This is a genomic window from Sporosarcina sp. P18a (genome assembly GCF_002743135.1).
In the GTDB taxonomy this organism is placed as follows: Bacteria; Bacillota; Bacilli; order Bacillales_A; family Planococcaceae; genus Sporosarcina.
In genome coordinates, this window is the sequence record NZ_PDYQ01000001.1 from 242960 (window position 1) to 256280 (window position 13321).

Genomic DNA, 13321 nt, shown 5'->3' on the forward strand with positions numbered 1-13321 from the left:
TAATTATTGAAGTAATTTTCAGCTTTTTTTCAAAGATGACTTTAGAAATATAGGAGGGGTTTGTTTGTTGAAAAGTAGACGGAAATTGATAGGGAAAGATATCACAGAGTTAGAAATCGGTGAGAGGTTACACTTAACCGAGAAAATAGAAGATAAAGATTTGATGCTATACCTGGGATTAACGAATGATGCCAATCCGCTTTATTTGCAACATGATTATGCAGCGGAGACGATATATGGACAGCCGATCGTTCCACCCATTATGTTGACGGGTATCGTAACAGCCGCCATTTCGAAACATATGCCAGGACCAGGCGCACATATAATCAATCAGCAACTACATTTTCCTAAACCGGTCTATCATTACTCGATAGTCGAATTCGTTCTGGAAGTCACGAAACTTGAAGTTCAGTCAAACCAAGTAACGATCCAAGTAGATGCAACCGATCAGGAAGGCGAACGCATTATGAGCGGGGAAGTAGTAGTGATCGCTCCACAAAAGCTTCCTGTCAAACTGGCACTAACAAAGGAATCGCCGGATGGGAATTAAACAGCAAAAGATTTTAATTGTGGAAGATGAACAATCTATACAAAAACTACTTGAATTCACATTGCAGCAAGCGGATTATAAGACGGTACTTGCAAATGATGGCGAAGAAGCCGTGGAAAAAGTATTAGACGAACAACCCGATTTGATTATTCTAGATTTAATGTTACCGAAAATAGACGGATTAGAAGTCTGCCGTATGCTGAGAAAAGAGAATATTGAAACGCCTATCATTATGTTAACTGCTAAAGGGGAAGAGATGGATAAAATCGTTGGTTTAGAAATGGGTGCCGATGATTATATGACCAAGCCTTTTAGTCCCCGAGAAGTTGCAGCAAGAGTTCGTGCAGTTCTCAGGCGTACAGGTGAGCGTAACCATGTGCAGGAAAAGAAATTGGTTGCGGGACAGCTGACAGTGTACCCGGAACGCTTGGAAGTGTACTTGGACGAAAAGCCGCTAGAATTTACACCTAAAGAATTTGAGTTGCTTGTTTATTTCATGAAGCATCCAAATCGCGTGTTCTCTCGTGATCAGTTGCTACAGGCAGTCTGGAATTACGAATTCGCAGGAGATTCTAGAATTGTGGATGTACATGTGAGCCATCTGCGCGATAAAATCGAAGAAAATACGAGGAAACCGCGCTATATTAAAACGATGAGAGGCGTCGGTTACAAGTTCGGGGAGCAAAACTAGATGAAGTACTATTACACACGAATTTTAACTGCATCCGCCATCATTTTATCCATTCTATTAATTGTGCTAGGAATTATCTTAGGACAATTTTTTCATTTATTTGGAGAAAATGTGGATGCAACAATACAACAAACCTATTGGGTCTACTTACTGTTTACACTCGTTTTAGTATTTGTTGTCACGATGTTCGTTATGGCAAAAATCCTTCAGCAGTATGTTCAGCCGATTGATCACTTCACAGGTGTTATTCATCAATTGGCACGAGGCAATTATCAGGCGCGAGCGCATAATGAAGACTCGGAAATCAATCATCAACTGACGAATTCCATCAATGAAGTCGCGCAGAAATTACAAGGAAACTCTGCACTTCGCGCAATGGAACAAGAGCGCTTAAAGACATTGGTCAGTAGCATTGGTAGCAGCCTATTGATGTTTGGCAGGCAAGGTGCAATCAACTTGGTCAATCGCGTGTTTGAAGAAACCTTCCATCGCGATGGAGAAGAGCTAATGGGAAAAACGTTTAAAGATATTGGATTGCCAGCGGATATTGAAAGAGAAATTGAAACCATTTTTTTAACAGAGGAAGTACGTTCATTCCAATCTCAAGTAGTACTTAAAGAAGGCATCCGCCATTTAGAAGTATACGGCGCGCCTGTTATAGGTGAAAACGGCAACTGGCTCGGAATCGTTATTATCATGCATGATATTACAGAGTTGGTCCGCCTGGAACAAATACGTAAAGATTTCGTGGCGAATGTGTCCCATGAATTAAAAACACCTGTTACGTCGATTAAAGGTTTTTCGGAAATGTTGCTTGACGGTGTGGTGGAAGATCCTGTGGTAAAGAAAGATTTCCTAGAGATTATGTATAAAGAAAGTAATCGTCTGCAATTATTGATTGAAGATTTATTGCGATTATCTAGCATGGAACGTGGAAGCTTTGAAATTACACGAGAGCCTGTGGATGTTATTGAAGTAGTCGAGCAATCCATCAAAATCGTTCAGGCAAGAGTACAGGAAAAAGATATGCAAATTGATTTGCATATGCCAGAACAATTCATAATTCCTGCAGATCATGATCGTTTAGTGCAAGTCATGGTGAACTTATTGAATAATGCCATTGCCTACTCGCAAGAGAAAACGATTGTGACGGTCTCTGTAGAAGAAATAGAAGGAAACGTGGAAATCACGGTTCGCGATCAAGGGATTGGCATCATGCCTTCAGAGTTACCGCGACTATTTGAACGTTTTTACCGCGTAGATCGTGCGAGAAGCAGGGAATCAGGTGGTACAGGATTAGGTCTAGCGATTGTGAAACACATTGCTGAAGCGCATCAAGGCACTGTCACAGTGGACAGTGAAGTGGGTGTCGGCACTGTTTTTCGTATTCATTTACCCATTGATGAACAAATGTAGTATAGAAAAATGAAACTTACTCGACTACTGTTCCGTACAGTAGTCATACATAGAAAAGGAGGAACAGATATGAGCACAAAGAGGATCCTGGTGACACTAGGCTTGTTTGTCACCGGCTTATTACTTTTATTGATCGTCTTTACTACGTGGTACACAGTAGATGAATCTGAACAAGCTGTCGTCATTTCATTCGGTCAAGCTGGCGCACCCGTGACGGACTCTGGTCTACATTTTAAATTACCTTGGCCGATTCAGAAAACAGAAATCTTATCAAAAGAAACGTACAGCATTCATTTCGGTTACAAACAAGATAAGTCAGGTGAAATCGTTGATAAGGAAACAAAGATGATAACAGGGGACGAATATATCGTGCTGACCGATCTGACAGTGCAGTGGCGTATAGTGGATCCAAAGAAGTATTTATTCAATGCAGAAGACCCCATTGAAATCTTGAGAGATGCGGCATCCGCTTCCATACGTTCTGTCATCGGTAGTTCCACAATTGATGCAGCGCTAACGGATGGGAAAGCAGAAATTGAAGCAAAGACTCGTGAGTTATTGACTAGTTTGGTAGAGAAATATGATATCGGTATAGCGGTACAAGGCGTGAAGTTGCAAGATGTTGAATTACCCAATGCAGAAGTACGTGCAGCATTTACCGCTGTAACCGATGCGCGCGAAACGAAAAACACGAAGATTAATGAAGCGAAAAAGTACGAGAACCAAAGAACGAAAGAAGCAATTGGTGAACGTGACGCAATCAAATCCCAAGCGCAAGGGAAAAAGACGGCACGTATCGAACAAGCGCGTGGTGACGTAGCGGTATTCAGTGATTTATATAATGAATATGCGAAAAGTAAAGATATCACTCGTGAGCGTTTGATCATTGAGACGCTAGAGCAAGTGTTACCTAAAGCAAATCTGTATATTATGAACGACAGCGGAGAAACGATGAAGTATTTACCACTCCAACAGCTGCAAAAAGATCAGCCGCCTATAACGGGAGAAAAGGATAAGTCGGCTGAAAAAGGAGGGAAAGCTTCATGAGTAACGAACAAAACCCTTTCAAGAAGATAGAAGATGCCCTTAAGAAGATGGGGGAAACCGACCAAAAAAGAAATGCTCAGAAACCAGAAGCTGATCCCAAAGTTACGCAGATTCGACCGAAAAAAGCGTTTGATATGAAAAAGTATACAAAACTCATTATCTCATTAACAGTCGTTTTTGCGATTCTGGTGATTCTGTTATCCAACTTATTTATCGTCAAAGAAAATGAATACCGGGTCGTCCGTCAGTTCGGTGAGATTACACGAATTATCGAAAAGCCCGGAATGCATATGAAAATACCATTTATTCAAAGTGTCAGTACGTTGCCGAAAAACCGAATGACTTCTAACGTATCAGAAGCTGAAATTAATACAAAAGACAAGAAACGGATTATCATTGATAATTATGCAATATGGCATATTACAGATCCCGCTAAAATGATTTCCAATGCACGTAATATTGTCAATGCCGAAGCTAGAATGGAAGAATTCATTTATTCTGTAGTCCGTAATGAAATGGGACGTCTAGATTATGTCAATGTTGTCAATGATGAAGACTCTTCTCGCGGAAGCTTGAATGACGATGTGACGGCCAAAGTAAATAAGTTTTTGGACGATGGGAATTATGGCATTAAAGTAGTGGATGTTCGTATGAAGCGTATTGATTTACCTGAAGAAAACGAACAGTCTATCTACACACGGATGATTTCAGAGCGTGATTCGACTGCACAATCCTACCTTTCTGAAGGGGATGCAGCGAAGCAGAAGATCGAAGCAGAAACGGACCGTGTAGTTCAGGAAATGTTAGCAAAAGCGAAAAAAGAAGCCGCAATCGTCACTGCGCAAGGTGAAGCGGAAGCGGCAAGAATTTATAACGAGGCGTATGCAAAAGACCCAGAATTCTACAAACTTTATAGAACACTTCAGTCTTATACGAAAGTCGTGGATGACGAAACGATGATCATCCTACCAGCTGATTCTCCATATGCCGCGCTATTAAGCGGCAATATCGAGTAATCATAAGTGCGTCATTTTCATTCGAGTTGCCAAACGTGGTAAACTAGATGAAAATGACGTTTTTTTATAGTGACGAATATAAAGGAGTGGGATGGATTTTGACGAAAAAGAAAGTCGTCTTATTGGATGGAAACAGCTTAGCCTATCGTGCGTTTTTCGCTTTACCGTTATTAACGAATGAAAAAGGTGTGCATACAAACGCGGTATATGGTTTTACTATGATGTTAGAGACCATCTTAGCGAATGAAAAACCGACGCATGTGATCGTAGCGTGGGATGCAGGAAAAACTACATTCCGCCACAGTACGTTTACAGAATACAAAGGTGGACGGCAAAAAACACCACCAGAGCTTTCGGAACAGTTCCCATATATTCGTAAACTAATTGAAGCGTTCGGCATCACGCAGTATGAACTCGATCAATATGAAGCGGACGACATTATCGGGACATTGAGCAGAGAATGCAGTGATGTAAAAGCGGAAGTCGTCATCATTTCTGGAGATAAAGATTTAACGCAACTGGCGAATGATCAGACGACGGTATGTATTACAAGAAAAGGCATTACCGATCTTGAAAAATACACACCTGCGCATATTGAAGAAAAATATGGTCTTGCACCACTACAGATCATCGACATGAAAGGTTTGATGGGCGATGCGTCCGACAATATCCCAGGCGTACCTGGTATTGGCGAAAAAACTGCGATCAAATTATTGAAGGAATACGGTTCTGTAGAGGAAGTCTATGAATCGATAGAGCAAATTACCGCAAAGAAAATGAAAGAAAACCTCGTGAATAATAAAGATCAAGCATTCATGAGTAAAGAACTCGCGACGATTGAAGTACACGCACCGATTACTGTGTCATTGAAAGATATGGACTTTGTCGGACGCAACGAAGAAGAAGTTATACAACTATATAAAGAATTACAATTTAAATCATTGCTTGAAAAGATGGATGTAACTAGCGAGGTTCAACCACTAGAAGAAATCAACGTCCGCATGGTGGAAGAGATTACTTCTGAAATGCTGACGGATACGATGTCTCTGCATGTCGAGATTGACGGTGATAATTATTTATCTCAAGATATTTTGGGTATCGGTCTTTCAGATGACACCGATACGTATTTCATTTCTACTGAATTAGCGACTACATCGGATCTCTTTAAGAACTGGATTGCAGACCAGACAACACGTAAATTAGTTTCCGATTCCAAATCAGCTTATGCAGCGATTGCGCGCCTTGGCATGGAACTAAATGGTGCAGAATTCGATCTCATGCTGGCGGCATACATCGTCAATCCTTCATTCTCGACGAATGAAGTCTCCGAAATCGCACGTTCATTTGGCTACCATGGTGTAGAAAGTGATGAAGTGGTCTACGGTAAAGGGGCAAAACGAACTATACCGGCATCTGAACAACTTGCCAATCATACTGCGAGAAAAGCACATGCGGTGTGGGAGCTGTATCCAGTTGTCACAAAACAGTTGGAAGACAATGAACAGCAAGACTTGTTCCATGACCTCGAATTACCGTTAGCAAAGATACTCGGAAAAATGGAAGTAACCGGTGTGAAAACGGACGTGGATGTGCTAAAGACGATTGGTGAGCAGTTATCGGAACGTCTGGCGGTAATTGAAAAGACGATTTATGAAATGGCTGGCGAGAAATTCAATATTAATTCCCCTAAACAGCTCGGTGTCATTTTATTTGAGAAAATCGGATTGACTCCTATCAAGAAAACGAAAACGGGTTACTCGACAGCTGCTGATGTCCTAGAGAAGCTCGAAAGTGAACATGAAATCATTCAACATATTTTACTATACAGGCAGCTTGGTAAATTAAATTCAACCTATATTGAAGGCCTCACAAAAGAAATTCACGAAGATGGAAAGATTCATACACGATTCCAGCAGGCTTTAACACAGACGGGAAGATTGAGCTCGATCAATCCGAACTTGCAAAATATCCCAATTCGTTTGGAAGAAGGGCGCAAAATTCGTGCAGCTTTCATTCCATCTGAAACAGATTGGATCATGTTTGCGGCTGACTATTCACAAATTGAACTGCGTGTACTTGCACATATTTCGCAAGATGAAAAATTAATTGAAGCATTCCGCGAAGGTGCGGACATTCATACGAAAACTGCAATGGACGTTTTTGGTGTGAAAGAAGAGGATGTCGATAGCAATATGCGTCGCGCAGCGAAAGCTGTCAACTTTGGTATCGTCTATGGCATCAGTGATTTTGGATTATCACAAAGTTTAAATATTACCCGTAAAGAAGCAGGGACATTTATCGATACGTATTTGGCAAGCTTCCCAGGCGTCAAACAGTATATGGATGATAGTATTACCGACGCCAAGCTAAAAGGCTATGTGACGACACTATTGAAACGTAGACGTTATTTACCGGATATCACGAGTTCGAATTTCAACTTGCGAGGTTTTGCGGAGCGTACGGCGATGAATACACCAATTCAAGGAACGGCAGCAGACATCATTAAACAAGCGATGATCGATATGGATGCCAGACTTGAAAAAGAAAATATGCAAGCGCGTATGTTACTGCAAGTGCATGATGAATTGATCTTTGAAGCGCCGATGGAAGAGCTAGAGAAATTAAAAGAAATCGTACCGGAAGTGATGGAACAAACCATTCAACTCGACGTTCCGTTGAAGGTCGATTGGAATTATGGCAAGTCTTGGTACGAAACAAAGTGAGTGATATACATGCCAGAACTACCGGAAGTAGAAGGAGTGGTGCGTGATCTCGCACCGCTCGTGGAAGGGCGTACGGTTAAGCAACTTTCTGTATCGGATACCGTGGTCATTTCTAAAACAGCAGGAAAAGAAACGATTATCAAAGGTAAATCTGTAGAAGACTTTCTTCACGGCATGGAGCACATGCAAATTGAGAAAATTGTGCGTCGCAGTAAATATATTTATTTTTATTTAGTGAAGGAAAACCAACCATACCTACTCGTCAGCCATCTTGGCATGACGGGTGCATGGTTTGTCGTGAACTCTCTTGATGAAATTACAGAAGACAAGTTTCGGAAACATGCACATGTCTTTTTAGAAATGGAAGATGGCGGATTACTAGTCTACTCGGATATACGAAGATTCGGCGAAATGCGTCTACTGCAGACGGAAGAAGATTTCCCTCCTTTGTTAGAGATGGCACCCGAACCTTTTTCTGAAGAAGCGCTGGACCATTTTTTATCGATGGCAGAAACTCCGAAATATAAAAGAAAACCTATTAAAGAAGTGATCATGGATGGGAAAGTCATTTCGGGATGCGGCAATATTTACGCTACAGAAGCGCTGTTTCATATGAAAATTCATCCGGGTCGTACAGCGGAACGGATTAGCAGGAAGCGTAAAATCTTATTGTTTGAAGAGATTGTACGCGTTTTGCAAGAAAGTATCGACGCGGGGGGCAGTACAATATCCGATTACCGTTCAGTTAACGGCAATGCGGGAACGATGCAAGATCGACTGCATATGTACGGTAAAAAAACATGTGTAACATGCGATACACCGACAAAAAGTAAGCAGATTGCGGGCAGAACCTCTGTCTATTGTCCAGCATGCCAAAAATAAGGAGTGGTGAACGTGATTATCGGATTGACGGGAAGTATTGCAAGCGGGAAAAGTACTGTAGCCAATATGTTGCGTGAAAAAGGTTACCCTATTGTCGATGCGGATGTCATCGCGAGAGAAGTTGTTGAGCCAGGTAGCCCATTGCTTGATAAGATTCAACAGACTTTCGGTAAAGAAGTGTTACGCGAAGATGGCACACTAAATCGCGAACAGCTCGGCGCCATAATTTTTGGTAATCAAAAGAAACGGCAACAGTTAAATGAATTAATGCACCCTGCAATCAGGGGGCGAATGGTCAATCAGAAAGAAGACTATTTAACTCAAGGCTATCAAACCGTCATTATGGACATCCCGTTACTTTTTGAAAGTAGACTGCAGGATTATGTAGAAAAGATTATCGTCGTTTCGGTCACGAAGCAAATTCAAAAGCAAAGACTGATGGCTCGCAACGAATGGACAGAAGCAGAAGCGGATGCCAGAATCGCATCGCAGTTGGATATGGATAGCAAAGAACAAGGTGCTGACGCGGTTATATACAATAACGAGACACTAGATGAAACGGAAAAACAGTTGGATGCAATCCTCGAAAATTGGCAAGCTGTGCCAAGATAATGGCTGTAGGGAATTAATTTGTGAATTTAATGTGTAATAGTGTTGGCATAAGGATAAAATATGTTATACTAATGAACGATTAAAGATATAAAGTATAACATACATGCAGGAGGATCCCTTTAATGACTACAAAAATTGCAATTAACGGACTTGGCCGTATTGGACGGATGGTATTCCGCCAGATTATCAAAGAAGATGATGTTAATCTTGTTGCTGTCAATGCGACATATCCCGCTGAAACAATTGCACATCTCTTGAAATATGACTCAACACACGGAGTTTTCGATGGTGAAATCGTAGCAGAAGAAAACGCAATAATTGTCGATGGCAAACGTGTACAATTAATTTCTGAGCGTGACCCTTCGAAATTACCTTGGAAAGAACTGGGTGTAGATATTGTTATAGAATCAACAGGCGTATTCAACTCCCGTGAGAAAGCAGCACTTCATTTGGAATCCGGAGCAAAGAAAGTAATTTTAACAGCTCCAGGTAAAAATGAAGACGTAACAGTTGTCATCGGAGTAAATGACGACAAATTAGACGTCAACAAACATAGTGTAATTTCTAATGCTAGTTGTACGACAAATTGTTTAGCGCCAGTTGCAAAAGTATTGAATGATGAATTTGGTATTGTAAACGGCTTAATGACAACAGTACATGCCTATACGAATGATCAGAAGAACCTAGACAACCCACATAAAGATTTGCGTCGCGCGCGTTCTTGCGGAGAGTCCATCATTCCTACTTCAACAGGTGCTGCAAAAGCTTTATCTCTTGTACTCCCTGAACTTGAAGGGAAGATTCATGGTCTAGCATTGCGTATCCCGACACCGAACGTATCCCTTGTGGACTTGGTAGTGGACGTAGAAAAAGATGTGACGGTTGAAGAAGTGAACAATGCGTTCCGTAAAGCTGCAGAAGGCCCGATGAAAGGTATTCTTCGCTTTACTACAGAACCACTTGTATCGATCGACTTCAATACGACAACAGAATCCGCAACACTTGACGGACTTTCTACTATCGTTATGGGCGATCGTAAAATTAAAGTGCTTGCATGGTATGATAATGAATGGGGTTATTCAGCACGTGTTGTGCAATTGGCGAAAAAAGTCGCTTCTGCATTAACTGACAAAGTAACTTCTTAATGAATGAATCGGCACTTCATCTTACAGGATGAAGTGCTTTTCCATGTCCGTTTGTTGTTGTATGGATAGTTTCTGTTATAATGAAAAGTACTAATGAATATGCGGAGGAACTAACTATGTTATGTCCAGCTTGTCACTACAACGGAACACGTGTAATTGATTCACGGCCCGCGGAAGAAAATCGCTCCATTCGACGAAGACGTGAATGCGAAAAATGCAGTTTTCGTTTCACGACATTTGAAAAAGTGGAGCATTCTCCGTTAGTTGTCGTAAAGAAAGATAAGACGCGAGAAGAATTCAGCGGTGAAAAGTTGCTGAGAGGATTAATTCGCGCTTGTGAAAAACGCGCGGTACCGATCGAGCAATTAAAAGATATCGTGGCGTCTATCGAAAAAGAACTAAGAAGCTCAGGAAATGTCGAAATAGATTCCGAACAAGTGGGAGAAATGGTGATGGAACGATTAGTGGATGTGGATGAAGTTGCCTATGTACGATTTGCATCTGTCTACCGCCACTACAAAGACATCACAATCTTCATAGACGAGTTGCAACAATTGCAAAACAGGAAAGATGAAGAACAAGAGTAAGTTGTAATCTAGAAGGGGAGGCGATTGTTAAAATGCTTTATACAGAGTTGCAGCCTGTCGATTCCTTCGAAGTAAAGTTAGCACATCCTTTTTCTGCATATGATCGGCAGATGCTAACGCTTTTTTATCAGCCACTGATCGGTCCCGAAGCGGTCAGTCTGTTTATGACACTGTGGACAGATGCGGAAAGCAGAGAACCGCAAGAACATACCCACTATTATTTGATGAATATGTCTTCTTTCCCACTTCAAACCATTTTTGAAGCAAGGATTTCGTTAGAAGCTATTGGGTTATTACGTACGTATAAGAAAAAACAAGAAATAAATAAGCGGTCTTTCCTCTACGAACTATTACCGCCGCTCGATGCACCTTCTTTCTTCAATGATCCGCTTCTATCAACGTTTTTGTTCAGTAAAATCGGAGAGCAACCTTATCGTCAGTTGCGTGGTCGGTTTTTAGAGGAGCCTATTGCGAAAGAGGAGTATCAGGATATATCACGGACATTTTTAGATGTCTATACACCTGCAAGAGGTGATCAAGCGATGGAATTGACTGCCGGCATCCAATTTCAAGGGAAAAGTGAACCGCCTGGCATACCGTTTTACGTATTGAATTTTAATTTCGATTTATTTTATAACGGACTATCCGATCAAATGATCCCTAAAGCTTCGTTGCGCAATATTTCTCAGGAAATGATTGCGATGCTGGCTTTCTTGTATTCACTCAGTCCACTTGATATGCAAAAGGTCGTAATGATTGCAATGGATGAAAACCATCAGCTGACAGAAGAAAAAGTTCGTAAGGCAGCTGCGGAATTTTATAAGATGAATACGTCCAAGCAACCACCAAAATTACAGTCGGTATTTACACAACCGATCGTCGATGAAATGCCTAAAGAGAATATGAGCCGTGACGAAGAATTACTATTCTATTTGGAACATACACCACCAAAAGAGATGTTACGTAAAGTAAGCAAAAAAGAACCATTCCTTGTAGATATTCAACTGGCTGAACGATTAATCAATCTGCATAAATTCCCGGTAGGTGTCGTCAATGTCTTGCTACAATATGTAATGCTACGTAATGATGGAAAAATCACTAGTAGTTTTGTGGAACGCATTGCTTCACATTGGGCGAATAAACAAGTAAATGATGCGAAAACGGCTTTGAAGTTATCAAGAGAAGAACATGATCAATACATGAAATGGCTTAAAGAAGGCAAGCAATCAACGCCTAGAAGCCGAAAGCCAACCAGGGAAGAAAAAGTTCCAGAATGGTTTTCAAAGCGCGATAAAAAGAAGAAGAAATCCGAAAAACCTGATGACTTCAATGTAGAGGAAGAACGCCAGAAGTTATTGAAAGAATTGGGGATTCAAGAATCAGAGGTGAAATAATATGGAACGAATTGGGGATGCGATGAAACGCGTAGTGAATGCTCCTTCGTTAGCTCAGAAATACGACGAGCTTCGAACAGAAGTGATGGAAGACCCGGCTGTACAAAAATTTATTAGCGATCATTCCGATGAAGTCAATACAGAAGTGGTCAACCGCAGTCTAGGTAAATTATATGAATTTACATCGGCTTCACACGCATGTGAGCGCTGTCCGAATCTTGAAGGGTGTATCAATGTCATGAAAGGCTTTGAGCCGAAACTAGTCATAGCACAGCGCCTGATTGATATTGATTACGTAGTCTGTCCTACTAAGCAGTTGGCAGATGAACGTAGAAACATCTCGAAAATGGTGAACAGTATGTACATGCCTAAAGAAGTGATGGAAGCACGCCTATCTGACGTGAACTTCCTCTCAGAAGATAGTCGCGTGATCGTCATGCGCGCGGCTAAAGACTTCCTGAATCAAATTGAGTCGACTGGTAAGGTCCCCGAAAGAGGCTTCTATTTATTCGGTAACTTCGGTATTGGAAAATCATTTATTTTAGGCGCGTTGGCGAATGAATTGGCAACTAGACGTATACAGACTGTTGTCGTGTATGTGCCAGAGTTCCTGCGTGAAATGAAGCAATCTATCCAAAACCAAACATTGGACGAAAAAATAGAGTTTGTAAAAAGGGCTCCTGTCTTGATGTTGGATGATATTGGGGCAGAAACGATGTCAACATGGACACGTGATGAAGTGCTAGGCACGATTCTACAGTACCGTATGGCGGAAAAACTACCTGTATTCTTCACATCCAATTTTGATTATAATGAATTGGAACATCACCTTACAACGAGTCAGCGCGGGGAAAAAGAACCTATTAAAGCTGCACGAATTATGGAGAGAATCCGTATGGTTAGCCAACCATTCAAACTGGGTGGGGAAAACTGGCGGGATTAATCTTTCTTCATAAACTTGCTTTGTTGAAAGAATGAATAAATTACACTTGCAATTATGCTCAAACTTTTCTATACTATTACACAGTTCAACATTCATAACATGTTAAAATGCATCGAAGAGGACAATGATTTATTATTCACCTTTCCAGAGAACAGGGGCATGGCTGAAACCCTTGTAGGCAGAAGATAAATTTACCACCTCCGAGCAGCATCAGTGAAATGTAGTAGCTGGTGACGGTAACGGCCTGTTAGCCGATCGAAAGCTTCGGTCTTTTCGTGTTTTTGCGAATAGAAGGAAGAAGGGTGGAACCACGAG

Annotated in this window: 12 protein-coding genes and 1 other annotated feature (1 of these 13 only partly in view); all 12 genes read left to right on the forward strand. The window is 41.2% G+C overall.

Going from position 1 to position 13321, the window contains the following annotated elements; all coding sequences use genetic code 11:
- The first annotated feature begins 64 nt into the window (after positions 1 to 64).
- Positions 65 to 550: a MaoC/PaaZ C-terminal domain-containing protein gene (locus CSV75_RS01190; RefSeq protein WP_099674405.1), complete on the forward strand. Its 486-nt coding sequence runs from the start codon at positions 65 to 67 to the stop codon at positions 548 to 550.
- On the forward strand, positions 540 to 1241 hold the full coding sequence (locus CSV75_RS01195; protein ID WP_099674406.1) for a response regulator transcription factor: 702 nt from the start codon (positions 540 to 542) through the stop codon (positions 1239 to 1241). The genes CSV75_RS01190 and CSV75_RS01195 overlap by 11 nt, the downstream gene beginning before the upstream one ends.
- Positions 1242 to 2657: a two-component system histidine kinase PnpS gene (gene pnpS / locus CSV75_RS01200; RefSeq protein WP_099629662.1), complete on the forward strand. Its 1416-nt coding sequence runs from the start codon at positions 1242 to 1244 to the stop codon at positions 2655 to 2657. It abuts the gene before it with no gap.
- 69 nt (positions 2658 to 2726) lie between these two features.
- On the forward strand, positions 2727 to 3704 hold the full coding sequence (hflK, locus tag CSV75_RS01205) for an FtsH protease activity modulator HflK (RefSeq protein ID WP_099674407.1): 978 nt from the start codon (positions 2727 to 2729) through the stop codon (positions 3702 to 3704).
- On the forward strand, positions 3701 to 4720 hold the full coding sequence (gene hflC, locus CSV75_RS01210; RefSeq protein WP_099674408.1) for a protease modulator HflC: 1020 nt from the start codon (positions 3701 to 3703) through the stop codon (positions 4718 to 4720). Before hflK ends, hflC begins: the two co-directional genes overlap by 4 nt.
- A gap of 98 nt (positions 4721 to 4818) precedes the next feature.
- Positions 4819 to 7443: a DNA polymerase I gene (polA, locus tag CSV75_RS01215; RefSeq protein WP_099675308.1), complete on the forward strand. Its 2625-nt coding sequence runs from the start codon at positions 4819 to 4821 to the stop codon at positions 7441 to 7443.
- A 9-nt stretch (positions 7444 to 7452) separates the two neighbouring features.
- Entirely contained in the window at positions 7453 to 8325 is an 873-nt protein-coding gene (gene mutM / locus CSV75_RS01220) for a bifunctional DNA-formamidopyrimidine glycosylase/DNA-(apurinic or apyrimidinic site) lyase (RefSeq protein WP_099674409.1), read from the forward strand.
- 12 nt (positions 8326 to 8337) lie between these two features.
- Positions 8338 to 8937 carry a dephospho-CoA kinase gene (gene coaE / locus CSV75_RS01225; RefSeq protein WP_099674410.1) on the forward strand — a complete coding sequence of 200 codons (600 nt, stop codon included), beginning with the start codon at positions 8338 to 8340 and terminating at the stop codon, positions 8935 to 8937.
- Positions 8938 to 9059: 122 nt separating this feature from the next.
- Positions 9060 to 10082, forward strand: a complete 1023-nt coding sequence (locus CSV75_RS01230; protein ID WP_099629668.1) for a glyceraldehyde-3-phosphate dehydrogenase — start codon at positions 9060 to 9062, stop codon at positions 10080 to 10082.
- Positions 10083 to 10198: 116 nt separating this feature from the next.
- The gene (gene nrdR / locus CSV75_RS01235; protein WP_099629669.1) at positions 10199 to 10669 is read left to right on the forward strand and encodes a transcriptional regulator NrdR; all 471 of its coding nucleotides are present in this window, start codon (positions 10199 to 10201) and stop codon (positions 10667 to 10669) included.
- A 32-nt stretch (positions 10670 to 10701) separates the two neighbouring features.
- Positions 10702 to 12063 carry a replication initiation and membrane attachment family protein gene (locus CSV75_RS01240; RefSeq protein WP_099674411.1) on the forward strand — a complete coding sequence of 454 codons (1362 nt, stop codon included), beginning with the start codon at positions 10702 to 10704 and terminating at the stop codon, positions 12061 to 12063.
- Between the two features lies 1 nt (position 12064).
- The gene (gene dnaI / locus CSV75_RS01245; RefSeq protein WP_099629671.1) at positions 12065 to 13006 is read left to right on the forward strand and encodes a primosomal protein DnaI; all 942 of its coding nucleotides are present in this window, start codon (positions 12065 to 12067) and stop codon (positions 13004 to 13006) included.
- Positions 13007 to 13109: 103 nt separating this feature from the next.
- Positions 13110 to 13321: a binding site (T-box leader), on the forward strand; it runs 19 nt beyond the window's last position.